Annotated in this window: 24 protein-coding genes; 9 read left to right on the forward strand and 15 right to left on the reverse strand. The window is 57.6% G+C overall.

The features are described 5' to 3' along the window. Positions 1–17: 17 nt before the first annotated feature. The 7 genes from chbG to osmE all read right to left on the reverse strand — a co-directional run bounded on the left by chbG (position 18) and on the right by osmE (position 5,960). Positions 18–776 (reverse strand): chitin disaccharide deacetylase, encoded by a 759-nt coding sequence (chbG, locus tag ABLU96_RS25220; RefSeq protein ID WP_064405393.1) that lies wholly within the window; start codon positions 774–776, stop codon positions 18–20. A 12-nt stretch (positions 777–788) separates the two neighbouring features. After that, positions 789–2,135 (reverse strand): 6-phospho-beta-glucosidase, encoded by a 1,347-nt coding sequence (locus ABLU96_RS25225; protein WP_009653470.1) that lies wholly within the window; start codon positions 2,133–2,135, stop codon positions 789–791. Between the two features lie 102 nt (positions 2,136–2,237). After that, positions 2,238–3,077 carry a transcriptional regulator ChbR gene (chbR, locus tag ABLU96_RS25230; protein WP_071532282.1) on the reverse strand — a complete coding sequence of 280 codons (840 nt, stop codon included), beginning with the start codon at positions 3,075–3,077 and terminating at the stop codon, positions 2,238–2,240. A gap of 12 nt (positions 3,078–3,089) precedes the next feature. Further along, complete coding sequence (gene chbA, locus ABLU96_RS25235) at positions 3,090–3,437, reverse strand: PTS N,N'-diacetylchitobiose transporter subunit IIA (RefSeq protein WP_004850090.1); 348 nt, start codon at positions 3,435–3,437, stop codon at positions 3,090–3,092. Positions 3,438–3,490: 53 nt separating this feature from the next. Then, positions 3,491–4,849 (reverse strand): PTS N,N'-diacetylchitobiose transporter subunit IIC, encoded by a 1,359-nt coding sequence (gene chbC / locus ABLU96_RS25240; protein ID WP_004850089.1) that lies wholly within the window; start codon positions 4,847–4,849, stop codon positions 3,491–3,493. Positions 4,850–5,016: 167 nt separating this feature from the next. Then, positions 5,017–5,337: a PTS N,N'-diacetylchitobiose transporter subunit IIB gene (chbB, locus tag ABLU96_RS25245; RefSeq protein WP_004101340.1), complete on the reverse strand. Its 321-nt coding sequence runs from the start codon at positions 5,335–5,337 to the stop codon at positions 5,017–5,019. Between the two features lie 284 nt (positions 5,338–5,621). Then, on the reverse strand, positions 5,622–5,960 hold the full coding sequence (gene osmE / locus ABLU96_RS25250) for an osmotically-inducible lipoprotein OsmE (protein ID WP_004850085.1): 339 nt from the start codon (positions 5,958–5,960) through the stop codon (positions 5,622–5,624). A gap of 230 nt (positions 5,961–6,190) precedes the next feature. Here osmE and nadE point away from each other — a divergent pair, with 230 nt between their 5' ends. Further along, a complete protein-coding gene (gene nadE / locus ABLU96_RS25255) occupies positions 6,191–7,018 on the forward strand; it encodes an ammonia-dependent NAD(+) synthetase (RefSeq protein WP_004850083.1) in 828 nt (275 codons plus the stop codon). A gap of 106 nt (positions 7,019–7,124) precedes the next feature. After that, positions 7,125–7,985, forward strand: coding sequence for an excinuclease Cho (gene cho / locus ABLU96_RS25260; RefSeq protein WP_032749480.1), 861 nt, complete (start codon positions 7,125–7,127; stop codon positions 7,983–7,985). 34 nt (positions 7,986–8,019) lie between these two features. On the opposite strand, the gene ABLU96_RS25265 is transcribed toward cho, so the two are convergent. The 8 genes from ABLU96_RS25265 to ABLU96_RS25300 all read right to left on the reverse strand — a co-directional run bounded on the left by ABLU96_RS25265 (position 8,020) and on the right by ABLU96_RS25300 (position 17,641). After that, positions 8,020–10,047, reverse strand: a complete 2,028-nt coding sequence (locus ABLU96_RS25265; RefSeq protein ID WP_064405389.1) for a DUF2207 domain-containing protein — start codon at positions 10,045–10,047, stop codon at positions 8,020–8,022. 4 nt (positions 10,048–10,051) lie between these two features. After that, positions 10,052–10,594 (reverse strand): LemA family protein, encoded by a 543-nt coding sequence (locus tag ABLU96_RS25270; protein ID WP_014228982.1) that lies wholly within the window; start codon positions 10,592–10,594, stop codon positions 10,052–10,054. 191 nt (positions 10,595–10,785) lie between these two features. Then, positions 10,786–11,268, reverse strand: coding sequence for an ATP-independent periplasmic protein-refolding chaperone Spy (spy, locus tag ABLU96_RS25275; protein WP_014228981.1), 483 nt, complete (start codon positions 11,266–11,268; stop codon positions 10,786–10,788). A 349-nt stretch (positions 11,269–11,617) separates the two neighbouring features. Then, positions 11,618–12,583, reverse strand: a complete 966-nt coding sequence (astE, locus tag ABLU96_RS25280; RefSeq protein ID WP_047724034.1) for a succinylglutamate desuccinylase — start codon at positions 12,581–12,583, stop codon at positions 11,618–11,620. 9 nt (positions 12,584–12,592) lie between these two features. Further along, the gene (astB, locus tag ABLU96_RS25285; RefSeq protein WP_064405386.1) at positions 12,593–13,918 is read right to left on the reverse strand and encodes an N-succinylarginine dihydrolase; all 1,326 of its coding nucleotides are present in this window, start codon (positions 13,916–13,918) and stop codon (positions 12,593–12,595) included. Further along, positions 13,915–15,393, reverse strand: a complete 1,479-nt coding sequence (astD, locus tag ABLU96_RS25290; protein ID WP_064405384.1) for a succinylglutamate-semialdehyde dehydrogenase — start codon at positions 15,391–15,393, stop codon at positions 13,915–13,917. Before astD ends, astB begins: the two co-directional genes overlap by 4 nt. Further along, entirely contained in the window at positions 15,390–16,424 is a 1,035-nt protein-coding gene (astA, locus tag ABLU96_RS25295; protein ID WP_014228978.1) for an arginine N-succinyltransferase, read from the reverse strand. The genes astD and astA overlap by 4 nt, the downstream gene beginning before the upstream one ends. Further along, on the reverse strand, positions 16,421–17,641 hold the full coding sequence (locus tag ABLU96_RS25300; protein ID WP_064358733.1) for an aspartate aminotransferase family protein: 1,221 nt from the start codon (positions 17,639–17,641) through the stop codon (positions 16,421–16,423). The genes astA and ABLU96_RS25300 overlap by 4 nt, the downstream gene beginning before the upstream one ends. A 444-nt stretch (positions 17,642–18,085) precedes the next feature. Between ABLU96_RS25300 and xthA the strand changes: the two genes are divergently transcribed. The 7 genes from xthA to ABLU96_RS25335 all read left to right on the forward strand — a co-directional run bounded on the left by xthA (position 18,086) and on the right by ABLU96_RS25335 (position 24,284). Beyond that, positions 18,086–18,892: an exodeoxyribonuclease III gene (gene xthA, locus ABLU96_RS25305; RefSeq protein WP_014228976.1), complete on the forward strand. Its 807-nt coding sequence runs from the start codon at positions 18,086–18,088 to the stop codon at positions 18,890–18,892. A 183-nt stretch (positions 18,893–19,075) separates the two neighbouring features. After that, positions 19,076–19,738, forward strand: a complete 663-nt coding sequence (locus ABLU96_RS25310) for a TVP38/TMEM64 family protein (RefSeq protein WP_032692748.1) — start codon at positions 19,076–19,078, stop codon at positions 19,736–19,738. Further along, positions 19,728–20,426 carry a TVP38/TMEM64 family protein gene (locus tag ABLU96_RS25315; RefSeq protein ID WP_064380564.1) on the forward strand — a complete coding sequence of 233 codons (699 nt, stop codon included), beginning with the start codon at positions 19,728–19,730 and terminating at the stop codon, positions 20,424–20,426. The genes ABLU96_RS25310 and ABLU96_RS25315 overlap by 11 nt, the downstream gene beginning before the upstream one ends. Further along, a complete protein-coding gene (locus tag ABLU96_RS25320) occupies positions 20,423–20,974 on the forward strand; it encodes a carboxymuconolactone decarboxylase family protein (RefSeq protein ID WP_064405382.1) in 552 nt (183 codons plus the stop codon). The genes ABLU96_RS25315 and ABLU96_RS25320 overlap by 4 nt, the downstream gene beginning before the upstream one ends. Before the next feature lie 9 nt (positions 20,975–20,983). Beyond that, positions 20,984–22,144: an ABC transporter substrate-binding protein gene (locus tag ABLU96_RS25325; RefSeq protein WP_064405380.1), complete on the forward strand. Its 1,161-nt coding sequence runs from the start codon at positions 20,984–20,986 to the stop codon at positions 22,142–22,144. Next, positions 22,117–23,652: an ABC transporter permease subunit gene (locus ABLU96_RS25330; RefSeq protein ID WP_064405378.1), complete on the forward strand. Its 1,536-nt coding sequence runs from the start codon at positions 22,117–22,119 to the stop codon at positions 23,650–23,652. Before ABLU96_RS25325 ends, ABLU96_RS25330 begins: the two co-directional genes overlap by 28 nt. Then, on the forward strand, positions 23,652–24,284 hold the full coding sequence (locus tag ABLU96_RS25335; RefSeq protein WP_064405376.1) for an ATP-binding cassette domain-containing protein: 633 nt from the start codon (positions 23,652–23,654) through the stop codon (positions 24,282–24,284). The genes ABLU96_RS25330 and ABLU96_RS25335 overlap by 1 nt, the downstream gene beginning before the upstream one ends. The last annotated feature ends 63 nt before the right edge of the window (positions 24,285–24,347 follow it).

Genomic DNA, 24,347 nt, shown 5'->3' on the forward strand with positions numbered 1-24,347 from the left:
TTCTCACTTCTCTTTACTTACACATCGCGATAGGTGCCGAGCCGGTAGCCGCGCTCGGCAATCGCATACTTCAGCGACTCGGCGGTGAGCACGTCCAGTTCGGTCAGGCGCGGGTAGCAATAGGCGCTACCCATAATCGTGTTATCAACGAACGCCGGGTGGCACATCACCTCCAGCGATCGCTCATCACGCTGGATAGAGGCATCCAGGGTTTGCAGAAACAGCGCTTCCGAAACCCCTTCCCCGTAAAACTCGCTGGTAAACCCGTCGCTGCTGCGCGCCGCATCCTGCGCTAAACCTGACAGCGTCGCCAGCTGCCGATCGATCCGCAGCGCCACCCCCTTCTCGCGCGCAAAGGCCGCGACGATGGGGTAAATCTGCGCAATCATATGCACATGGTGATGGCTGTCGATATGCGTCGGCTCATGGCCAAACAGCTCGACAAAGCGCCGGTACTGGCACTCCAGTTCGTGCGCGATCTCATCCAGCGGCAGGCTATCCTCTTCCGCCATCTGCCAAATCCACTTACCGAGACGACCTTCGCGGGTTAAGCCCGGCATCGCCGACAGCGGTTCGCCCAGCGTCAGGACAAAGTGCATCCCCACCGCCAGCTCAGGGACGCAGCGGCTAAGCTGGGCAGAGTGGCCGATCGCCGCGCCGTTGACCAGCGCCGTCGTGGAGGTGACCAGACCGTTCTTGCAGGCTTCGATAATGCCGTAGTTTTGCCCTTTGCTGAGGCCAAAATCATCGGCATTGACGATTAACACGCGTTCCATAAGCCGCTCCCGTTACTGTTTCAGTTTTTCGATAGTCGCCGCAAAGTTTGGCAGCCACTGCTCGTGCGCAAGGATCATCTCACGCGCCAGCTGTTCGGCGTCACGATCGGAGTGGATCAGCGGGCTCAGGTTAAGCGCCAGCAGCACGTCATCCAGTTTACCGCTGATTGCCGCTTCGCTGGCCGCGACTTCAAAGCCTTTAATGGTGTAAATCAGCCCCAGCACTTTTTCGTCGAAATGCGTGATGCGCGGCGTCGGTTTCGCACCGTCGCGACCCAGCGTACAGGTCATCTCGACCGCCCAGTCGGCCGGGATGTTATCCACGTGGCCATGGTGCGGCACGTTCACGTAATGTTCAGCCTGCTTATCATTGTAAATGGCGTTAATCACTTCACAGGCCGCGTCGGAGTAATACGCCCCGCCGCGCTGTTCCAGCTCTTTTGGTTTAACGTTCAGATCCGGATCTTTGTACAGCTCAAACAGCTGTTTCTCAACCTTCTGCACCACCTGCGCGCGGGCGCCACCTTTGTAGTACTCGCCCATTTCAATCGCCAGCATCTCTTTTGGCTTAAAGTAGTAGAGCAGATAGGAACAAGGGATCAGGCGCAGCGAACGGAGCAGCCCTTCGCTAAACGGCAAATCAAAGATATTTTTCACCGAGTTTGCGCTCAATCGACCCGACGCCACGCCGTCAAGCAGCTCGTCAAAGCGCGAAACGCCGTTGACCAGCACATCTCGCACGAACACCAAATGGTTCAGACCAAACAGATCGATATTGAGCTCATCGCTCGGGCTCAGCTTCAGCACATCGGTGATAAACATCTTCATGCCGATAGGAATATTGCACACGCCGATAAAGCGCTTAAAGCCGGTATGACGATAAACCGCCTCGGTCACCATGCCCGCCGGGTTGGTAAAGTTAATCACCCAGGCGTTCGGACAGACTTCCTGCACATCTTTCACAATGTCAAAAATGACCGGAATGGTGCGCAGACCTTTAAACAGTCCGCCCGCGCCGTTGGTTTCCTGGCCTAAATAGCCGTGGCTCAGCGGAATACGCTCATCCTTTTCGCGCGCCTTAAGCTGGCCGACGCGCAGCTGAGTGGTGACGAAATCTGCGCCTTCCAGCGCCGCGCGGCGATCGAGAGTCTTGTAGACTTTCATCGGGACGCCGGCTTTTTCCACCATGCGCTGGCACAGCGCGTGGATTATATCGAGCTTTTCCTGCCCTTCCGCGACGTCCACCAGCCACAGTTCGCTAATCGGCAGTTCATGGTAACGCTTCAGGAATCCTTCCAGTAATTCCGGGGTATAGCTGCTGCCGCCGCCGATAGTCACTACCTTCAATTTCTGGCTCATCTTTTTCTCCCTTGCGGATAGCGCGTATGCGGCACCCGCTCTCCGTTTAAATACGGACAGTTAATTTGAATATTTAGACCGCGCGGACTATTCCGCGCCCGGTTAATTAATACTGGTGAGGTGTTTCCGATAGCTGCTGGGGGTAAAGGAAGTCAGCTTCTTGAATGTTTTAATAAACAGACTTGGACTACTGTACCCCGACTCATAGGCGATATCGGTCACCGAGTAGTTGGTTATCTCCAGCTGTTTTTTGGCGAAGTTGATGCGAATATCGTTAATCATCTGCATCGGCGTTTTGGCGTAATAACGCTGGGTCGCCCGGGTTAAGTATTCCTGAGTTTTCCCGGAAAGCTCGACCATATTCTCCAGCGCCCCCTCGCCAAATTTAAGCTTATCGTGCATACCCTCAACGGTATTTTTTAACCATTGCGGAATAACGTCTTCCGTAGGTTCTTCACGATAATGCCGCAAACGATTCAGGGTGTAAAAAGACACCAGCTCGATAAATTCGTCGAATTCAGTTTCGCGAAAATTCAGTGATGCAATAACCGACTCAATATAACTGAGAAAAGTACTTTTAACGGCATAGACCTGTGAGGCGACCAGACCAAACGGCAGCAGCGGCAGATAGTGTTTCTCAAAGAAACTTTTGCTGATGCCAACGTTAAGAATGCGCGTCGCACCAAATTCATAAAAACTCTGGTGATGCGACCCCATTGGGATGAAGACAAAATCCCCGCGCTCCAGCAGCACCCGCTTGCCATTAATAACCTGATAATAGCGCCCGGTTAAAACGATGGTGTACTCGTAGTAATCATGCTGGTGAAGCCCGCTTACGCTCTCCGTTTTGTTATAGATGACCACATGAAAGTTCTTGCCGTTAAAGAGTTGTTGCTCCCGGGCGGTACTGATTTCAGTGGTCATCATCTTTGGCTGCCTCATCGTGTCGATGACCTATTGTACCTTCTCGTGCAGCTCAATCAATTCGGCAACCAGCTCACGAGCCAGCATTGAGGTCATCAGATGATCCTGCGCATGAACCAGCACCAGGCTCACCTTCATTTTGCCTTCACCCTCATCGCTCTCAATCAGCTGCGTCTGCACAAGGTGCGCTTCGCTCAGCGCCATGCGCGACTGTTCCATCATCGTTTTCGCCGCCTCGAAATCTCCCTGCTTTGCCTGCTTCAGCGCGGCATAAGCCAGGCTGCGCGCTTGACCGGAGTTGATAATCAGCCCCATCACCACCTCTTCGAGGTCGTTTACCGCGGTCTCTTCTGCTGCGATGTTATCCAGATCAAACATAATGACTCCCTTATTTCCAGGACGGTACGGGAAATCTCCCGTACCGCTCAATGTTAGAATTTCAGTGCGTTAGCGATATCTTCTTCGCTCTCTTCCTGCTCAATGACGCCCTGCGCTTTGTTGGAAATCACCACAAACGGCAGGTAGACCAGGGTGGACACGGCAAGGTTGAACAGGGCCAGCAGCAGAGCGGCTACGCTACCGTTGGTGTTAAAGAAGGCGCCTAAACCGGTCGGCATGGTCCACGGCGCGATATTGGTAATCGGCGGGATGATGCCCAGGGTATAAGCCGTCATGGTGATAGCCGCCAGCAGAGGCTGAATCAGAATGAAGGGGATAAACATCACCGGGTTCATAATGATCGGCAGACCGAACAGGATTGGCTCGTTAATCTGGAAGATGCCTGACGGCAGCGCCAGTTTCGCCACCTGACGATGATCCTCACGACGTGAAGCGATAAAGATGGCGATGATTAAGCCCAGAGTCGCGCCGGTACCGCCAAGGAAGATGTAGGAATCCAGCATCGGCTTGGCCCACATATGGAAGCTCTTACCCGCGGCCAGCGCGGCCTCGACGGAACCGTACTGCTGGTAGGTTGCAATGTTTTCCAGCGCCCACGGCGTCATGATTCCGCTATCCAGCGCTGACAGCGCCAGCGACCCGTGTACGCCGAAGAACCACAGCAGCGAGGTGAAAATGACGTATGCCCAGCCTACGACGGCGCCCATTGAAGCCAGCGGCGTGGAGATAGTGTCCATGATGATCTGGTGGAAGTTAGTCCCCCAGTGGGTCAACGCCCAGGAGATAATCCCCATAATCGAGAGGATGATAAAGGCCGGGATGACCGCAGAGAATGAACGGGAAACCGAAGCCGGCACGCTGGACGGCAGCGTAATCACCCAGTTGCGATGCACGATAAAGGTGAACATCTCGGCAACGACCAGCCCGATGACAATACCAGAAATGATATTGGCGCCGCCTAACCAGTTCGCACCCACGGCGTAGGCTTCACCGACGCTATAAGGCGTGACGGTCATAAATGCCGCAACGGCCAGTAAACCGGCGGCCATCGGGTCTACTCTCCGCTCCTCAGCTAAAGCGGAGCCAATAAAGAAAGGCGCCATGAGCGACATAATGCCAAGCGTACCGTTATAAACGTTACCGCCGATAGCTTTAAAACCGTTAAGCGTTTCTATTGTAGACGCATCCAGACGGATGCCCATTGAATAAAAGAATGAGCCGTCGCCAAAGCTCAAAAATACGTTGTTAATTAAAACAAACATCGCCCCGGCTAGCGTCAATGGCATTAACTTAATAAAGCCGTTTTTAATTGCATTGACGTGGGGCTGTCTTCCTATTTTGACGGCAAAAGGCAGGAGTACCTTTTCAAGCGAGTCAATCACTTTACTCATAATAAATACCCTTTAAGGCCGCAATATAGTCACCGCGGCAATGATAGATGAAATTACTCTTTGACGGGAAAATAAACTCTGGGTATTTCGGACAGCGAGCAGCTAAAACACACCCTCACGAAATTCTAACCGCTGCTATCCGAAATATGTCGAGTTTTAAAATAAAATTATTGTGCAGCAGCTTTCTTAATGGCCGCAACGGCCGCTTTCAGAACACCTAAACCATCGATCTTACCGTACAGAACAGAATCAATGACTTCTACGGGTTTATTTGGCAGTAAACGCTGAATGTCCGGCAGCATATAGGAAATTTGTGGGCCTAATAATACGACATCCGCATCAGGTCCTTTTTCACCGGCTAAGGTCTCCGGAAATGCTTCAATAATCACCGGCACTTCATACTTCTCGGCCTGGGCACGCATTTTCGATACCAGCAGTGATGTCGACATCCCAGCAGAACAGAACAGGTAGATATGTTTCTTTTCCATGAACGCTTCCTCAATTTGTGTGACCCGGTCCTCTCTGCATCATTGATGCCTGAGAGGCGGTAAGAGATGTTTCTTTGAATTAGTATTGTTTATGCATTGAGTATACGGCATCGATCGACAGCAGGATAATTCCTCCTTGAACAGAATTGTCTCTCATTGACCTCGCGTTTTGACTGCCTTCACATTTCCCTCAAATAATTCGCGCAATTAAATAAGCATCAGAACTCATAAAAAAACCCGACCAATGGTCGGGCTTTCGTAGGAATCAGCACTATGGCGGGGCGTTACTTACTGTTGCGTGGGTCGGTATCATACTCGGCGCAGGTCTGATAACCAGAATTCATCACGCGGCCGGTTTCATCCAGCGCAACGAAGTAGGTTTCAATTTTACCATCGCGTTGACCCAGGATATATGTCTGGCAGGTACCGCGCGCGTGGATCATGGTGACTTCTGATGAAGGCTTACCGGCAATTTGCGCAACCTGCGCGCGGGTCATGCCTTTCTTAACGTCTTTAACCACGGGTTGAGTAAACTGATCTTTCGTACGGTCGTAGGCCGTACACCCTGCCAGCAGGGTCAATACTGCTGCTGCGCCCAGAAATCCTGCAAAATGCTTGTTCATATACCATCCTCTTTTTTTTGGCGTGTTAATAAGCCTGGAATAAATATCGTTATTTTTCAAGCCGAAGGTGGAAATGAAGCGAAATTAAGAGCTTTCCAATAATAAATCCCCTCTTGTTGAGGTTGCCTGCTTTTGCTTCACTCAAAATTGTGATCCTTGTCGTTTTACCGGCAAAGAGGTAGGTTAAACCACTGCTGATTGGCAAACAGATTCACTTCCCGGAGGGCGCAATGACGCTACAACAAGAGATTATTCAGGCGCTGGGCGCAAAACCCCAGATCGATGTCGAAGCCGAGATACGCCGCAGCGTAGACTTTTTGAAGGCCTATCTTCAGAGATACCCTTTTATTAAATCACTGGTCCTCGGCATCAGCGGCGGCCAGGATTCAACGCTAACCGGTAAATTGTGTCAGTTAGCCATCAACGAACTGCGTGCCGAAACCGGTGACAGTAGCCTGCAGTTTATTGCCGTGCGCCTGCCCTACGGCGTGCAGGCGGATGAGCAGGACTGCCAGGACGCTATCGCTTTTATTCAGCCGGATCGCGTATTAACGGTCAATATCAAAGGCGCCGTGCTGGCCAGCGAACAGGCGCTGCGCGAGGCCGGGATTGAACTTAGCGACTTTGTTCGCGGTAACGAAAAAGCCCGCGAACGCATGAAGGCGCAGTACAGCATCGCCGGAATGACCCACGGCGTCGTGGTGGGTACCGACCATGCGGCGGAAGCCATTACCGGATTCTTCACCAAATACGGTGATGGCGGTACGGATATTAACCCTATCTTTCGCCTTAACAAACGCCAGGGCAAACAGCTGCTGGCCCAGCTAGGCTGCCCGGAGCATCTGTATAAAAAGCTGCCGACCGCCGATCTTGAGGACGACCGCCCCTCCCTGCCGGACGAAGTGGCGCTGGGCGTGACCTACGAAAATATCGATGATTATCTGGAAGGCAAAGCGCTGGATGAGAAAATTGCGAAAACGATTGAAGGCTGGTATTTGAAAACCGAGCATAAACGCCGACCGCCGATTACGGTCTTCGACGACTTCTGGAAAAAGTAATTCGCCTCTCCCCCTCCGCCCCGACCCGGTTCGGGGCGATTTTTTATCCTTTTCGCCTCTTCCTTCGACTGCTATACTGGATAAATAACCAGCACCAGGAGCAAAAGTGGCAAGAAGGCAATCCGCCCCGCGTCTCGAATTTGAAGCGGCGGCAATTTATGAGTATCCCGAACATCTGCGACCGTGGCTTGAGGCTTTGCCCAGGCAGCCGGGGGTGTATCTGTTCCACGGCGAAAGCGATACCCTACCGCTCTATATCGGGAAAAGCGTGAATATCCGCAGCCGGGTGTTGTCGCATCTGCGCACGCCCGACGAAGCGGCGATGCTGCGCCAGTCCCGGCGCATTACCTGGCAACGAACGGCGGGAGAGCTGGGCGCACTCTTATTAGAGGCACAGCTCATTAAAGAACAGCAGCCGCTATTCAATAAGCGTCTGCGGCAAAACCGACAGCTATGTTCATTACGCCTGGCTGACGCCCGTCCGCAGGTGGTGTACGCCAGCGAGCTGGATTTTTCCCTGCAAAGCGATCTCTATGGTCTTTTTGCCAACCGCCGCGCGGCGCTGCAGGCGCTGCAAAAAATTGCCGACGAGCATCGCCTGTGCTACGGATTAATGGGCCTCGAGCCGCTCAACCGCGGGCGGGCCTGCTTTCGTTCGGCGCTCGGCCGCTGCGCGGGCGCCTGTTGCGGAAAAGAGAGCGTTGAAACACACCAGCAGCGTCTGGTCGACAATATGCAAAAGATGCAGCTGGTATGCTGGCCCTGGGCCGGGGCGATCGCGCTGGAAGAGAGCAGCGAGGATATGACCCAATACCACATTATTCAAAACTGGCTTTGGCTTGGCGCGGTAGAGTCTCTGTCGCAGGCGTCATCACTCACGCGCCTGTCGGCCAAATTTGACCATGACGGTTATAAAATATTGTGTAAGCCGCTGCTCAGCGGCCGCTATAAGCTCCATCCTCTGTGAGGCGAATGTCAGCCCCGATGCGCTATCGGGGCAATTACCAGCCGCCCCCGCCGCCGCCGCCCGAGCCGCCTCCGGATGAACCGGAGCCGCTGTAACCTGAACCTGATGATGAACCGCTCCCTGAACCGCTATCCGGCGTTGACATAGAGGCGGTTCGGCAGGCTTCGCTGAAGTGGTGGACGCTTCCCCAGTCGGCGCCGGCAAACGCATGCGACACGGCGCCTGTACTACTCAGGTAGTGGGCAAAGGTATTTGCCCATGTTTTCCCTACGCCAAGCGCCAGGGCAACCGGCAGCAGCGCTTCAAAATGGGAAATCATCTGCTCAGGCGGATAGATAATCTGATAACGATGCTTTTCGGCGGTGCCAAGATAGCGCATCAATCCTTTCGCGATAGCCAGTTCATCAAGCCCGCGCTGTGTATAGCGAGGCGTTTTCCAGGCAACGAAAACGCACAGCACCAGCGCGGCAATAAGCGCGCCAATGTATCCTGACGGAAGCTGGGTGATGGGCAGTATACCAAAGAGAAAAATCCCGCCTCCCAGCGTCGCGAAGGGGCCGAAGATCGCCAAAAAAAAGAGCGGCACCGGCCCCCAGGCACGCCACATTTCCCGCGGGCGGCATATAAAGCGCAGCAAACAGGCGAGCATCGCTCCGCCAATCAGCATAAAAACCGCGGCCGGTATCGTCAGCAGCGCGGCCTCCGTATTAACCCAAAGACCGCAGGCCACCGGCACCAACAGCGCAATGTAGATGCAGCGCCGCAGCGGCTGCCCCCATTTGCGAAATAATTTATCCCGCTGCGCTTCACAACGCTTTTCCTGCTCATCACGCGCTGTCTGCATCGGTCGCTGATGGGCCTTGCTGAGATCGATATTTTTTTGTTTACCTTTAAAGAGCGTACTTAATAGCTGCCTGTCATCATAGTTTAATTGCCGGTTTCCCTCGACGGGCAAACGGGTCAGCCGCTGTTTTACGCCGGCGTTCGCAAGCCACGGGTTAGGGGTGTGTTGACTGTCCCCGCTGACCGCCATTCCGCGTTTAGCCACCAGCGCTAATAAATCGCTGCTAAAAGCCACATCATCATATTTACGCCGGGTGATAAAACGCAGGTAGCCCGGAGACATGCCGGGAGGCGGTGAATAAAGCGCAATGACCGGCGGCATTTTTAGCCCGGCTTTGGTGACGTTTTTTCGCCACCACATCAGGTAATAAGCGGCCATCAGCAGCAGAGGTAGCCAGACCACGCAGGTTTTTAGGGTGGGGATAAGGAGATGCACCAGCGGCAAAGCGGCCTCCGGCGCCGGAGCGTCGGCAAGGATCGACCGAGGCCAGGTATAGACAACGGTCAGCCCCTCCCCCCGCGCCAGAGGCCGCAGGGTGCGTACGCTACCGTCAGGAAGCACCTGCGCGTTGTGTTCTTTCGCCCCTGCGACGCCGGTATAAACATCAAGCGATCGCACTCTGGCGTCCTTAGCGTCGGCGTTGAGATTTCCGGCGGCGTCCGGCAGTTCAAGACGAAAGCTGGCCTTGCTAATTGGCCACGCCCAGTCATTGCCCGTCACGTTCCAGTAAAGCTCATCCCATTCGGGGAAGCGGCTGAAATGGTTGCTGATTTGATAGCGAATCTCGTAGTTATAGATCCCTGGTTTCAGGACCCGTTCGCCGCTGCCAATGCGTACCGTCAGGTTTTTTTCTGCTTCATCAAGGCTAAACGGCTCAGGCACGCCATCGCGCGACACCGACTCGATCGCGTAATACACGCGAAAGATCTTGCCGTCCTGGCGGTTCCAGGTCAGGGGCAGCGTACGGAAAATCCCCCGCCGAATCTGCCTGCCCAGAGAAAGTACTTTGATATTTTCCCGCATCTCCATGCTACCGTCCGGGTTAAAGCGCGCCCGGGCATCGAAAGAGAGGATATGTTCATACGCTGGAATAGCGTCAGCGGGAAGCTGGGAAGCATCCTTGATGATGATCATGTCGCCGGCGGCAAAAGCCGCGCTGATGTTCAGAAGCAGCAGCAGGACGAGGGTACACAGCCCCCGAAAAAGTAAATTCGCCATTTAATCACGCCATTCGCGGTGATTTAGCTTCTTCTGGTGAGTCCAGCTCGAAGAAAACTTCCGTTTGAAAATTAAACAGTCGCGCCAGCAGCAGGCTGGGGAAAGACTCGACCAGGATATTGAAATCGCGCACCGTACCGTTGAAGTAGCGGCGAGCCATCTGCAGCTGCTCTTCTATTTCGCTGAGAGATTGCTGTAAGGCAAGGTAGTTTTCGCTGGCTTTAAGTTCCGGGTACGCTTCGCCAAGCGCGAAAACGCGCCCTAGCGTACCAGAGTACTGGCGTTCGCTGTCGGCGATCTGTCGGGTGCTGCCGACCAGTTCGCCGCGCTGGCGGGAGATCTCTTCCAGCAGTTCTTTTTCATGCTGCGCATAGCGTTTCACCAGGCTCAGTAGATTCGGCGCCAGGTCGTGGCGGCGCTTAAGCTGTACGGCAATGCCGCTCCAGGCTTCGTCCTTGAAACGTCGCAGGGAGATAAAGCGGTTATAGGTCATCACGACCCAGATGAGGACGACAACGAGGACGGCGAGGCCGATATACATTTCCATATGCAAGATCCATGAGCAGAGTAGGCTTTAGACCAGGACACCAGAGTCCGTGGCGATGGCACTCATACTGGCACATTCGTCCCTGCCGGGTAAATCAGCTTGTCGCTACAGATAAAGAAAAACCGCCGGTCCTGCCCAAAGCCTGTTGGCGTTATTGGGCAAGACCGGCGGTCTTAAGTCAGCGCGCTGAGTTATTCAGCAGGTGCAGGCATTTTACCTTCCGGCGCTTTACGATCTGTCAGATGCTTCTCAAAATTGGCATTGAACTGCTTTTTCTGTTCCGGCGTCAGAATGTTGTAAATCTTATTCTGGGTTTCCAGACGAGCCAGCGCCATCTCTTTATGCTGGGCTTCCATCTTATCAATCTGCGCTTCCGCTTTTGCCTTATCGAAGGTATCGCTGGCTACCAGCTCATGCATCGCGCGGCGCTCATCCAGGGACGGACGCTTCATGTTGTCGCGCTGGCTCTTCATAATGTCGCGGATTTGCGTTTTCTGCGCATCGGTCAGGTTCAGCCCTTTAAACATCATTTCATGTGGGCCCGCAGGTCCGCGCTTATGATGCATCATCGGCGCGTTATCGGTTGGGGTTGCAGTAGCGTCAGCCGCGTGGGCCAGGTTAGCCGCGCCCAGAGCCAGAGTAGAGGCAACAAACAGTGCAGTAATCTTCTTCATAGTTCAATCCTTACTTTGCGTTATTCTTACGGCGCGTTGCCGTGTTGACGAGATTAACTTTACGACGTTTATCGTCAATTAATCAGAGCAAGCGTAAAACATTGAAAGTGTAAAAAACATTTTCTCGCCAATTATGGAGAAAATAAGGAAAATGAGGGAATAAATGCAATAAAAAATAAATAAGCAACTGTTTTATTGGGAAATTATGAAGATTATAAATCAGCAGAGATTAAAAACAAAGCATTTAACCAGGAATAATCTGCAATCAATGGACAGAGCACGAAAAAATAAGATGGCTGCGGAAAAATAAACGCTGAAATAAATGCCGCCGCCCGGACGGGCGACGGATTCACCGGAAGCGCTCCAGCATGAGCCCGGCGCGCTGGCCGAAGGCGACGCTGGGGTTGGGAAACAAAACGTACTCTTGCTCCCTTTCCACTATGTAGCGGGTATCGCCATCCTCAGCAAGCAGCGTCCCGGCGGCAAACGGCGTAAAGTTCAGCGTCTGCGCCGACATATGCAGCCGGAAACTGTCGCTGCTGCGGGTAATTTGCTGTACCACCCTGTAGCGCAGCGGCGCGTGCGCCTCTTCCGCCGCCACTTCTCCCGCCAGCAGCAGCGACAGCGCGCGTTGAGTCGCCGCGAACAAGCGCAGATCGTTTTCGCCAAAAGGTAGCGCCTTGCCGAGCTCCAGCGTGCAGGAGCGCGCGCCGAAGCGTTCGCAGCTGAAATGGGTAAAAGTCCCGCCAGGCTGCTGATGAAACACCAGCGCCTCCAGCCCTGCCGCCCCTAACCAGCGCAAAAACGCTTCATCCCACGGCGTATCCCGCGCCGGCAGGACACCAAAGCGGGTATGCAGCGAACCGCGTATGGCGGTATGTAAATCCAGGTGCCAGCGCTCGCCGGGCGTCCCGGCATAAAATCGCGCCAGCGCATGCTCCAGCTGCCGGGCGCGAACGGTTTCATCGCTGGCGCTAAAAGCGCGCCATCGCTCGCCGAACATCCGGTTGATATCGCTGTGCATATAGCGCTTGTTGGCCCGCAGCGCCGGAGGGTTACCAAAGATCGCCAGCAGCCGCCAGCGGAGCGGTATTTCCCCACGAAACAGCTGCCGCAGCAGTAAATCGGTGATTTCGACCGGCGCGGTTTCATTGCCGTGAAGCCCGGATGACAAAACCAATGACCGATCGCAGGGTTCATGAGGAATGAGCTGCAGAATACCGCAGTCAATCCAGTGCCAGCGAAAATGCGCGGTTTGACCATGGAAATGGTGGGGCAGACGCCCCGCCAGAGTAAGTGCCAGAAAGTCGTCCACGACGCCTCCTTATTGCTGAAACGGATACACTGAGCCCAGGCGCAGGATTTGCGTTAAGCGGTCGAGCGCCTCGCGGCCTTCGCGCAGCAGCTGCGGATCCGCGAGATCGACCTGGGTCAGGCGATCGCGATAGTAGCGGTCTACCCAGTCATTAAGGGTGGCGAACAGCGTATCGTTCATCATGACCGCCGGATTCACCGCCTGTCGCTCGTCCTCCGTCAGCACCACCCGCAGCCTCAGGCAGGCAGGGCCGCCGCCGTTGGCCATGCTTTCGCGCAGATCGTAAACCTGTAGCTCATCGATGGGGTTATCGCCCTCCACCAGCCGGTTCAGGTAGCGCCAGACGCCTGGGTGTTCCTGCGCTTCCAGCGGCAAAATCAGCCGCATCCCGCCTTCTTCTTTGCTCAGCAGCTGGCTGTTGAACAGATAGGTCGCCACCGCCTCTTCCACCGAAACCTGACTCGCCGGCACCACCAGCGGCGTAAAGCCGGAGACCTGCTGCGCCAGCTGCTGCAGGAGCTGCGGCTGGTCAACAAACGCCTGCTCGTGGCAAAACAGCACCTGCTGATTGCTTACCGCAATCACATCGTTATGAAACACGCCCTTATCAATCACCGCCGGATTTTGTCGGGCGAAAATCACCTGCCGGGGATTGACCTGATTCAGGCGGGCGACGGCCTGGCTGGCCTCGAGCGTCTGCCGCGCCGGGTAGCGCAGCGGATTATCTTCGCCCCCCTGCTGGCGGCCGTAAATAAACAGCTGCACGCCGGGCGCGCCGTAGTCGCCGCCGAGGCGGTTGTGGTTTGCCGCCCCTTCATCGCCGAACAGCGATACCTGGGGCAGCGCGCCGTGTACGGCAAACCGCTGCTCATCGGGGAAAATCGCCCGCAGCAGCGCTTCGGTGGTCGGCGCTTCGCTGGCGCGATGGAATTTATCGTTCAGGTTGGCGACGGTCAGATGCACCCGGCCATCCAGCGAATCGGCCGAGGGCGAGACCGTGGCGGCGTTAGCCACCCACATCGATGACGCGGAGCTGACCGCCGAGAGCAGTTCCGGCGCCTGGCGCGCCGCCTTTTCCAGCACCTGCTCATCGCTACCGCTAAAACCGATCTGCCGCAACAGCGGAATGTTTGGCCGCTCCTGCGGCGGGATCAGCGCCTGCAGATAGCCAGCATCCGCCAGCGCTTTCATTTTTTTCAGCCCCTGCTTTGCCGCCAGCTGCGGGTTCGACACCCGATAGCGGTGCTTCGTCGAGGCTTCGTTGCCGAAAGATAAACCCGCATAGTGGTGGGTCAGGCCCGGCAGCCCGTCAAAGTTCACTTCCCGGGCTTTCATTGTGATGTCTCCTTACGGAAATTCAGCCCGGGGCTGAGGGTTGCCGGCAGCGCCAGCTCCGGTGATTCGAGACTGGCCATCGGCCAGGCGCAATAGTCTGCGGCGTACCACGCCCCTGGCCGGTGGTTACCGGAAGCGCCGGTACCGCCGAACGGCGCGGTGCTGGCGGCGCCGGTTAAGGGTTTGTTCCAGTTAACGATCCCGGCCCGCGCCTCCAGCAGCAGCTGGTCGAATTTGTCGCGTTCGGCGGAGATCAGCCCGCAGGAAAGCCCGAAACGGGTCGCGTTAGCGAGGGCAATCGCCTCATCGAAATGGTCATAGCGCCAGACGCAGAGCAGCGGCCCGAAGACCTCTTCGTCGGCCACCTGCGCCACCGCGCTCATCTCGATAATACCCGGCGTCAGCAGCGAGGTTCCGGCCTGCAGCAGGCGCGGCTCCAGCAGGGTTTTTCCGCCGCTGGCCACGTGGGCCAGCCAGGCCTGATGTACCTTTTGCGCGGCCTGCGCTGAAATTAACCCGCCGAGGAACGGCTGAGGTTCAGCGTCCCACGCGTCGGGAATCAGCGTTTGTGACACCGTCACAAGTCGCTGAAGAAACGCATCGCCGGCCTCGCCGCGTTTTACCAGCAGCCGCCGCGCGCAGGTACAGCGCTGTCCGGCAGTAATAAACGCCGACTGAATGGTCAGATGGACCGCGGCGTCGATATCCTGTGGGTCATCGACGATCAGCGGGTTGTTGCCGCCCATCTCAAGAGCGAGAATTTTTTCCGGCTGCCCGGCAAGCTGACGATGAAGTTGAAAACCCGTCGCAGAGCTGCCGGTAAATAGCAGGCCGTCGATGTCCGCCTGGCCGCTCAGCGCTTCGCCGGTTTCCCGCCCGCCCTGGAGCAGGTTAAGCACGCCCGGCGGCAGGCCGGCTTCGGCCCATAGCTTCACCACCACCTCGCCGCTTTGAGGCGTCAGCTCGCTGGGTTTGAATACCACGGTATTTCCCGCCAGCAGCGCCGGAACGATATGCCCGTTAGGCAAATGTCCGGGAAAATTGTAGGGGCCAAAGACCGCCAGCACGCCGTGCGGCCGATGGCGAAGCGTCGCCTCTCCGTCCGCCATCGCGGTCTGTGCTTCCCCCGTACGGCTATGATACGCGTTCACCGAAATGGCGATTTTGTTGATCATCGCGGTAATTTCCGTTGCCGCTTCCCAGCGCGGTTTGCCGGTCTCCTGGGCGATAATCCTGGTTAATTCACCTTTGTTCGCTTCCAGTAACGAAGCAAACTTTTCCGCTATCGCTTTCCGGGCGGCAAACGGCTGACGCGCCCACGCGGGAAACGCCGCGCGCGCCGCGGTGACCGCCAGCGCCACCTGCCCGGCATCGGCATCGTTGCCCTGCCACAGCAGCGCCTGGCTTACCGGGTTATGTTTACTACGAGCCGGGCCGCGACCGCTTTGCCAGTCGCCGTTAATCCATAAACTCATGATTTTTTCTCCTCAGGGCACAGACGAACCAGGCGAATCTGGTCGCCGGGGTGGCATTTCAGGGCATCCAGCTCGCGCGCGCTTAGCACCAGGCGGTCGCTCTCCGGGTCGGCGTGAACGAGCATGGCGCGAAACTGCTGGTACTGCTCATTAGCAACCAGACAGGCCGGCCACTCGCCCGGCGCGGGCTGGCCTTCGACGACGGTGACCAGCCGGCTTTTGCGAATGGCCCGCACCCGGTCAATTTCGCACTCCAGCGTCGGGCCGCCGTCGAAGATATCGACGTAGTTGAGATAGCGAAATCCCTCTTTCTCCAGCACCGCGCGTGCCGGCGCGGTTTGCGGATGGACCTCGCCGATGACCGCTCGCGCTTCGTCGCTTAAAAAGTCGATATACAGCGGGTGCTTCGGCATCAGCGCGGCGATGAACGCCTTCTGCCCGGTGCCGCACAGGTAGTCGGCGCGGGAGAACTCCATCGCGAAGAAGCGTTTCCCGAGACTCTCCCAGAACGGCGAGTAGCCGTGTTCGTCAATGACGCCGCGCATTTCCGCCACGACCTTATCGTTGAAACGTTCGCGAAAGGCGGCCATAAACAGAAAACGCGATTTCGACAGCAGATAGCCGTTGCCCTCTTTACGCCATTTTGGATCCAGGAACAGCGTACACAGTTCGCTGCTGCCGGTATGGTCGTTACTGAGAAACAGCGTCGGCAGGGCGTTGTAGACGTTAAGCTCTTTCGATGCGTGCACCTGGGTACCGACGCGATAGTTGTACCAGGGGTCGTTAAGCCCCACGGCCACCTCAATGGCGCAAATTCCCGCTACCGCGCCGCTGGCGCAGTCCTCAAGAACGAACACATAACCCTGCTCGCTTTTCGGCAGCTCGCCGCGCCAGGTCATCTGCGAACGTTCAATGCGCGCGGCCAGCGTGGCTTCATCGGCCGGCAGCGACGTCAGGCCGCCGCCGGTCTCGCCCGCCAGGGTCATTAGCCCCGGCAGATCGCCTTTTTCTACAGGACGGATCACCATCATGATGAGACCCCTGCGAGAAAGCGTTTGCAGGCCAGTTCGAAGCGATCCAGCCCGGCGTTGATCTCTTCTTCGCTGATAATCAGCGCCGGAGCGAAACGCACCACGTTGGCTCCGGCGATCAGCATCATCAGCCCCTCTTCCGCCGCCTCATTACTGATGGTCTTCGCCTTGCCGGCATATTCATCCTTCAGCACGCAGCCGATAAGCAGCCCCAGGCCGCGAATCTCTTTAAACAGGCCGTAACGCGCGTTAATCGCGTTGAGCCGTTCGCAGAACCATTGATGGCGCTGCTTAACGCCGCTGAGCACTTCGCGGGTGTTGACGATGGCAAACACTTCTCCCGCCACCGCGCAGGCCAGCGGGTTGCCGCCGTAGGTCGTGCCGTGGGTGCCGACGGTCATCACGCTGGCGCAGCGCTCCGATGCCAGCAGCGCGCCGATCGGGAAACCGCCGCCCAGCGCTTTCGCGGTGGAAAGCACGTCCGGCGTCACGCCGTAGTGCATATAGGCGTACAGCTCCCCGGTACGGCCGACGCCGGTCTGGACTTCGTCGAAAATCAGCAGCGCGTTGTGCGCATCGCACAGTTCACGCAGGCCGCGCAGGAAGTCCGCATCCGCAGGCACGACGCCGCCTTCACCCTGCATCGGTTCAACGATCACCGCGCAGGTATTGTCGTCGATCAGCGCCTTTGCCGAGTCGAGGTCGTTATAGATGGCGTGCTGAATCTGCGGCGGCAGCGGCGCAAAATCCTGCGAATAGGCCGGCTGGCCGCCAGCGGAAACGGTAAACAGCGTGCGGCCGTGGAAGGCATTCTTGAACGCCACGATGCCGCTTTTCTCACTGCCGAAACGATCGTGGGCATATTTGCGCGCCAGTTTTAGCGCCGCTTCGTTGGCTTCGGCCCCGGAGTTACAGAAAAAGACCCGGTCGGCAAAAGTGGCGTCAATCAGCTGCTTAGCCAGACGCAATACCGGCTCATTGGTATAGCCGTTACCGGTATGCCAGAACTTTTCCGCCTGCGCGGTCAGCGCTTTAACCAGCCGAGGATGAGCGTGACCGAGGGCGTTCACCGCAATGCCGCCGGCAAAATCGATATACTCTTTTCCCTGCTGATCCCACAGGCGTGACCCCTCGCCGCGTACCGGAATAAAAGCCGCTGGCGCGTATACAGGCATCATCCATTCATCAAAGTTGCTACGCGTAATTGACTGAGACATATCGACCTCTTCCGGTAAATAAAAAGTTTAAATAATGTTAATGAATATGGTTATTACGCTGTAAATGTAGATTGCACGGTTCGTGCCAGCCAGAGGTAAAAATGCATAAATCGAGGTCGTCAACGAAATATCAATAAGTTACGAAAGACCGCTATTCACATAAAATGCATAAAAAGTGAATAAAAATACTAAAAGAGGCTTTTGCAGTGGAATAAAAAGAAAGATTATGCAGGAGTAAGATATAATTCTGTAATTGTGATCCTTGACGAAATTTATCGGCAATAATCGCCCTTTTTTGGCGCAGCGCGTTCCAGAATGGTGCACAGTTTGTGCAAACAGGCTACCAACCGCTGCAATCGGCAGAATAAAGTGCCTTTGCGCAGCCAGCCCGGCGAATTTCTGCTACCATCCCTGCACTATTCACCTTGCACAGTGGCAGCGACTATGAAATTTGTCTCTTTTAATATCAACGGCCTGCGTGCCCGCCCGCATCAGCTGGCCGCCATCATCGATAAACACCAGCCCGACGTCATCGGCCTACAGGAAACCAAAGTTCACGACGATATGTTTCCTCTCGAAGAGGTGGCAAAGCTGGGCTATAACGTCTTTTATCACGGGCAGAAAGGCCATTACGGCGTCGCGCTGCTGACCAAAGAGACGCCGATCTCCGTGCGTCGCGGTTTCCCAAACGATGGTGAAGAGGCCCAGCGCCGCATCATCATGGCGGAAATCCCTTCCCCGTTTGGCAACGTGACGGTGATTAACGGCTATTTCCCGCAGGGCGAAAGTCGCGATCATGAAACCAAATTCCCGGCGAAGGCGGCGTTTTATCAGAACCTGCAAAACTACCTTGATACCGAACTGAATAAAGAGAATCCAGTACTGATCATGGGCGACATGAATATCAGCCCGACCGATCTCGATATCGGCATCGGTGAAGAGAACCGCAAGCGCTGGCTGCGTACCGGCAAGTGTTCCTTCCTGCCGGAAGAGCGCGAATGGATGGAGCGCCTGCTGAGCTGGGGCCTGGTGGATACTTACCGCCATGCGAATCCGCAGGATAACGAACACTTCTCGTGGTTCGACTATCGCTCTAAGGGCTTTGACGATAACCGCGGGCTGCGTATCGATCTGCTGCTGGCAAGCACCCCGCTGGCGCAGCGCTGCATCGAAACCGGCATCGACTACGAAATTCGCGCAATGGAAAAGCCGTCCGACCACGCGCCGGTATGGGCGACCTTTAAAGTCTAAATATTCCCTCCGTCAGGCTCTCCCGTCCGGAGAGCCTGAGCCATATCAAAAAAGCCGCCGTCAGAGATTGTGAACGGCGGCAAACTATTATACTGTCGCGCGCACTTCAGACCGCCCGCGCCATACAGGAGAACCCAATGCAAAAGAAGCCGTCATAAAGCAGAATATAAGCTGCTTTTTGTTGTGGTGATATTGAGCATTGTCGCCTGTATTATTCAGCAATCGGGTTTTGCCGGGCTGGTTACCCATTTTGATCGTCTGCGCGAAATGATCCGCCAGAGCGGCGCCTTCGGCTATACGCTCTATATTCTGCTGTTTATCGTCGCCACCCTTTTTTTGCTACCGGGCACTCTTTTAGTGATTGCTGGCGGGGTGATTTTCGGTCCGCTGGCGGGAACCTTGCTATCGCTGCTGGCGGCGACGCTCGCCTCCTCCGCGTCGTTTCTGTTCGCCCGCTGGCTGGGCCGCGAGCTGCTGCTTAAATACGTCGGGCAGACGGCGATTTTTCAGGCCATTGAAAAAGGCATCGCCCGTAGCGGCACCGATTTTTTAATTCTGACCCGGCTCATCCCGCTGTTTCCCTATAATGTACAGAACTACGCCTATGGCCTGACGGCGATTCCATTCTGGACGTTTACCTTTATTTCCGCCCTCACCACCTTGCCCGGCATATTTATCTATACGCTGATGGCCAGCGAGCTTATCCGCGAGGGTATCACCCCCCTGTTTATACTGAAGCTGACCCTCGCGGGGCTGGCCTTATTTGTCCTGATTCAGGCGGCGAAAAGATATGCCCGCTATCGGCGAATTGAGACATCACGGATACAGGCTCACGATGAAAAATAGCAACGCGCGCTACCGGATAGCCATCGGCATGACGCTGTTTGCGCTTCTGCTGGCATGGTGGCTGATACCCGGCGTCAATGAGTTTATGCAGCGCAGCCTCGCCGCTTTTGCCACGCTCGATCAGCAGGCTATTGAACGCTTTATCGACTCCTGGGGCCCGCAGGCGGCGCTGGTCTCCTTCGCCCTGATGATTTTGCAGGCGATTATCGCCCCGCTTCCCGCCTTCCTGATCACCTTCGCTAACGCTTCCCTGTTCGGCGCCTTCTGGGGCGGCGCGCTGTCGTGGGTGAGCGCGATGGCCGGCGCGGCGCTGTGCTTTTTTATCGCCAGAGCGCTCGGCCGCGACGCGGTGGAAAAGCTCACCGGCAAGAGCGTACTGCAGAGTATGGATGGCTTTTTTACCCGCTACGGCAAACACACCATATTAATCTGCCGTCTGCTCCCTTTCGTTCCCTTCGACCCGGTGAGCTACACCGCCGGGCTGACCTCAATGCGCTTTCGCCACTTTATGCTGGCCACCGGTCTCGGCCAGCTGCCCGCGACGATAGTCTATTCGTGGACCGGCAGCCTGCTGACCGGCGGCACATTCTGGCTGGTGACCGGTTTATCGATCCTATTTGCGCTGGCGATTGTGGTGGTCGTCGCGAAAGCGCTCTATCTTGAACAACAAAAGAGGCGTTCACGATGAGCTTACCCCCTCTGAAGTCCATTCCGCTGATTCTTCGCCCGCAGGCCTGGCTGCATCGTCGCCACTACGGCGAGGTGCTCAGCCCTATCCGCTGGTGGGGCCGTATTCCGCTGGTGTTTTACCTGGTGTCGATGTTCGTCGGCTATCTGGAGCGCAAGCGTTCGCCCCTCGATCCGGTGCTGAGATCGCTGGTCAGCGCCCGCGTCGCGCAGCTGTGCCTGTGCGAGTTTTGCATTGATATCACCAATATGAAGCTGGCGGAACGCAGCGGCGGCAGCGCTAAGCTGCTGGCAGTCGCCGAATGGCGGGACAGCGCGCTGTTCAGCGACCGCGAGCGGCTGGCGCTGGAGTATGCCGAGGCGGCCAGCATGACGCCGCCGGTGGTCGACGATGCGCTGCGCGACAGGCTGGCAGGCCAGTTTGACGCCCGCGCGCTCACCGAACTCACGGCGCTGATCGGTTTACAAAACCTGTCGGCGCGCTTTAATTCGGCCATGGCGATCCCCGCCCAGGGATTGTGCCGGCTCCCAACCGATTCAAAACCATAAGGAGTGGTTATGCGCAGTGTGCTGGTCTTCGCTTTGCTGTTGCTCTCCCCGCTGGCCGCCAGCGCTGGCTGGCAATCCCTACAACAAGAAGCCCGCGGCCAGACGGTGTGGTTTAACGCCTGGGGCGGCGATCCGGCGGTGAACCGCTATCTCGACTGGGTCAGCGGTGAGGTAAAGCGCGACTACGCTATCGACCTGCACATCGTGCATATTGCGGATGCCGCCGACGCGGTAAAGCGCATCCAGACCGAAGCCCGCGCCGGACGCAGTAAAGGCGGTTCCATCGATCTGCTGTGGGTCAACGGCGAAAACTTCCGCACCCTGAAAAACGCCAGGCTGCTGCAAACCCGGTGGGCGGAAACCCTGCCCAACTGGCGCTTTGTCGATACGCAAAAGCCGGTGCGCGAGGATTTCTCCATCCCCACCGACGGCGCCGAGTCGCCGTGGGGCGGCGCGCAGCTCACTTTTATCGCCCGCCGCTCACAAACGCCCGACGGGCCCACCACTCCGCAGGCGCTGCTGGCTTTCGCCGCCGCGCATCCCGGCAGCGTCACCTACCCGCGTCCGCCGGATTTTACCGGTACCGCGTTTCTTGAACAGCTGCTGCTGACGCTGACTCCGCGGCCCGACGCGCTACGCCAGCCGCCTGAGGAGGCCACCTTCGCCGCCGTGACCGCGCCGCTGTGGCACTATCTTGATCGGCTTCACCCTCTGCTGTGGCGCCAGGGCCGCGACTTCCCGGCTTCGCCCGCCCGCATGGATGCCATGCTTAAAAATGGGACCCTCAGGCTGTCCATCACCTTTAACCCGCTGCACGCGCAGCAAAAAGCGGTCAGCGGCGAGCTGCCGAAAGACAGCTACGGTTTCGGCTTCCGCGAGGGGATGCTTGGCAACGTCCACTTTGTGGCGATCCCGGCCAATGCCCGGGCGACGGCGGGGGCGAAAGTGGTCGCGAATTTCCTGCTCTCGCCGCAGGCCCAGCTGCGCAAGGCCGACCCGACTGTGTGGGGCGACCCCAGCGTGCTGGATCCGGCGAAATTAACCGAGACTGAGCGGCAGGCCTTTAACGCCGTTGTGCCGCAGAATATGCCGCCGATGCTGGGTGAACCGCACGCGGCCTGGGTTGACGCGCTGGAGCAGGAATGGCTGCGCCGCTACGGCACGCACTAAGGCTGCTGGCCTGGGCCGCCGTCGCGCTGATCTATCTGCCGCTGCTGCCGGCCGCTGCGCTGATGGCGCTTCCGGCGCTCCGCCGCGCGCGCTGGCTGTCGCTGTTTGCCGACCCGCAATTCAGCCAGGCGCTGGCGGCGACTCTCGTCTCAACCCTGCTATCGGTTGGCGGCGCGCTGATCATCACGCTCACCGTCGTGGCCGCACTCTGGCCGTCGGGCGGCTGGCGGCGGCTGGCCGCAAGGCTCCCTCTGCTGCTGGCGGTACCTCACGTGGCCTTCGCCACCGCAGCCCTGCTGCTCTTCGCCGATGGCGGCTGGCTCCCGCGCCTGTTGCCCTTTTTTACCCCGCCGGTTGACCGCTACGGCATTGGACTGGGCCTGACGATGGCGCTCAAAGAGAGCGCGTTTCTGCTGTGGGTGGTTTATGGCCTGTTAGGCGAGAAACGCCTGGCCGGACAGGCGACGGTATTAAAAAGCCTCGGCTACGGACGCTGGCAGTGCCTGAAATGGTTAGTCTTGCCCACGCTGCTTCCGGCGCTGTCGATAGCGCTGCTGGCCACCGCCGCCTGGAGCCTTTCGGCGGTCGACGTCGCGCTGGTGATTGGCCCGGGTAACCCGCCGACGCTGGCGGTGCTGGCCTGGCAATGGTTAAGCCAGGGCGATGAGATCCAGCAGGCGAAAGGCGCCCTCGCCAGCCTGGTACTGCTGCTGACGCTCGCCATCATGGCGCTGGCGGCGTGGGGAGTCTGGCGTCTCTGGCGACGGCGGATCCCGCAGGTTCAGGGGATCCGCCGCCCGCAGCCGCGGGCGCTCGCCGGGAAAAGCTTCGCCCTTCTTCTGCCGCTGTGCGGCGTGGCCTGCGCCCTGCTGCTTGCCGCGGCGGCGCAGAATAGCCAGCCGGTCAGCGATAGCGTCAGCAACAGCCTGTGGCTTGGACTCTGCTCAGCGTCGCTCGGCGCGGTTATCTGCCTGCTGTGGCTGGCGTCTGGCCCTTCCCGTTTCGACGGATGGATCTGGCTGCCGCTGATTTTACCGGCGCTGCCGCTGGTAGACGGCCAATATCAGCTGGCGCTGTATACGTGGCTGGACGGTGAGTGGATCGCCGTTTTATGGGGGCACCTGCTGTGGGTCGTGCCGTGGATGCTGTTTATTCTGCGTCCCGCGTGGTGCGCTCGCGACCCGCGCATGGAGCTGCTCGCCCGCACCCTCGGCTGGCAACGAGGCCGCATCTTCTGGCTGGTTACCTTACCCGCCCTGACGCGTCCTCTGCTGACCGCGCTGGCGGTGGGCTTTTCGGTAAGCATCGCGCAATATCTGCCGACGTTATGGCTGGGGGGCGGACGGTTCCCGACGCTCACCAGCGAAGCCGTCGCGCTGAGCAGCGGCGGCGAGACGTCCACTCTGGCCGCGCAGGCGCTATGGCAGCTACTGCTGCCGGCGCTGTTTTTTGCCGCCACCGCGCTGCTGGCCTGGCTGACCGGCCGCTATCGACAAGGATTACGCTAATGTTGATCGTCAAAAACCTGACTCTCAGCCTCAACGGAGAGCCGCTGCTGCGCAACGTCGACTTTTCCGTTGCTCCCGGCGAGATACTGACCCTGATGGGCCCCTCGGGCAGCGGTAAATCAACTCTGTTCGCCTGGATGGTCGGCTCGCTGGCGGAGAATTTTCGCGCCGCCGGCGAGCTGTGGCTGGATAACCAGCGCTGCGACAGTTTACCCACCGAGCGACGGCGCATCGGCATCCTGTTCCAGGACGCGCTGCTGTTCGACCACTTCAGCGTCGGGCAAAATTTACTGCTGGCGCTTGCCGCTGACGTCCGCGGCCCCCAGCGCAAAGCCCAGGTCGAACAGGCGCTGGAGCGCGCCGGTCTGGCGGGGTTTTATACGCGCGATCCGGCCACCCTTTCCGGCGGCCAGCGGGCGCGGGTCAGCCTGCTGCGCGCCCTGCTGGCCCGACCGCGGGCGCTGCTGCTGGATGAGCCGTTTAACCGCCTCGACGTTGCGCTGCGCGCCGATTTTCGCCGCTGGGTGTTCAACGAACTGGCGCGGCAGGCGATCCCCGCGGTGCTGGTCACGCATGATGACCAGGATACGCCCGCCGGCGGACGCTGTTTGCATATGGGGCTCTGGCAATGAAAGCCTGCGCTATCGCAAAGAATTCTCCGCGTTGTTCGCGGAGAATTGCCGCTCAATTTTCTA

It is taken from the genome of Klebsiella sp. CN_Kp106, from assembly GCF_040064575.1.
In the GTDB taxonomy this organism is placed as follows: Bacteria; Pseudomonadota; Gammaproteobacteria; order Enterobacterales; family Enterobacteriaceae; genus Klebsiella; species Klebsiella michiganensis.

Bases quoted from the DNA above. Each gene is read 5' to 3' on its own strand.
- chbG (WP_064405393.1), bottom strand. From the start codon at position 776: ATGGAACGCGTGTTAATCGTCAATGCCGATGATTTTGGCCTCAGCAAA.
- ABLU96_RS25225 (WP_009653470.1), bottom strand. From the start codon at position 2,135: ATGAGCCAGAAATTGAAGGTAGTGACTATCGGCGGCGGCAGCAGCTAT.
- chbR (WP_071532282.1), bottom strand. From the start codon at position 3,077: ATGAGGCAGCCAAAGATGATGACCACTGAAATCAGTACCGCCCGGGAG.
- chbA (WP_004850090.1), bottom strand. From the start codon at position 3,437: ATGTTTGATCTGGATAACATCGCAGCAGAAGAGACCGCGGTAAACGAC.
- chbC (WP_004850089.1), bottom strand. From the start codon at position 4,849: ATGAGTAAAGTGATTGACTCGCTTGAAAAGGTACTCCTGCCTTTTGCC.
- chbB (WP_004101340.1), bottom strand. From the start codon at position 5,337: ATGGAAAAGAAACATATCTACCTGTTCTGTTCTGCTGGGATGTCGACA.
- osmE (WP_004850085.1), bottom strand. From the start codon at position 5,960: ATGAACAAGCATTTTGCAGGATTTCTGGGCGCAGCAGCAGTATTGACC.
- nadE (WP_004850083.1), top strand. From the start codon at position 6,191: ATGACGCTACAACAAGAGATTATTCAGGCGCTGGGCGCAAAACCCCAG.
- ABLU96_RS25265 (WP_064405389.1), bottom strand. From the start codon at position 10,047: ATGGCGAATTTACTTTTTCGGGGGCTGTGTACCCTCGTCCTGCTGCTG.
- ABLU96_RS25270 (WP_014228982.1), bottom strand. From the start codon at position 10,594: ATGGAAATGTATATCGGCCTCGCCGTCCTCGTTGTCGTCCTCATCTGG.
- spy (WP_014228981.1), bottom strand. From the start codon at position 11,268: ATGAAGAAGATTACTGCACTGTTTGTTGCCTCTACTCTGGCTCTGGGC.
- astB (WP_064405386.1), bottom strand. From the start codon at position 13,918: ATGAAAGCCCGGGAAGTGAACTTTGACGGGCTGCCGGGCCTGACCCAC.
- astD (WP_064405384.1), bottom strand. From the start codon at position 15,393: ATGAGTTTATGGATTAACGGCGACTGGCAAAGCGGTCGCGGCCCGGCT.
- astA (WP_014228978.1), bottom strand. From the start codon at position 16,424: ATGATGGTGATCCGTCCTGTAGAAAAAGGCGATCTGCCGGGGCTAATG.
- ABLU96_RS25300 (WP_064358733.1), bottom strand. From the start codon at position 17,641: ATGTCTCAGTCAATTACGCGTAGCAACTTTGATGAATGGATGATGCCT.
- xthA (WP_014228976.1), top strand. From the start codon at position 18,086: ATGAAATTTGTCTCTTTTAATATCAACGGCCTGCGTGCCCGCCCGCAT.
- ABLU96_RS25315 (WP_064380564.1), top strand. From the start codon at position 19,728: ATGAAAAATAGCAACGCGCGCTACCGGATAGCCATCGGCATGACGCTG.
- ABLU96_RS25320 (WP_064405382.1), top strand. From the start codon at position 20,423: ATGAGCTTACCCCCTCTGAAGTCCATTCCGCTGATTCTTCGCCCGCAG.
- ABLU96_RS25325 (WP_064405380.1), top strand. From the start codon at position 20,984: ATGCGCAGTGTGCTGGTCTTCGCTTTGCTGTTGCTCTCCCCGCTGGCC.
- ABLU96_RS25330 (WP_064405378.1), top strand. From the start codon at position 22,117: ATGGCTGCGCCGCTACGGCACGCACTAAGGCTGCTGGCCTGGGCCGCC.
- ABLU96_RS25335 (WP_064405376.1), top strand. From the start codon at position 23,652: ATGTTGATCGTCAAAAACCTGACTCTCAGCCTCAACGGAGAGCCGCTG.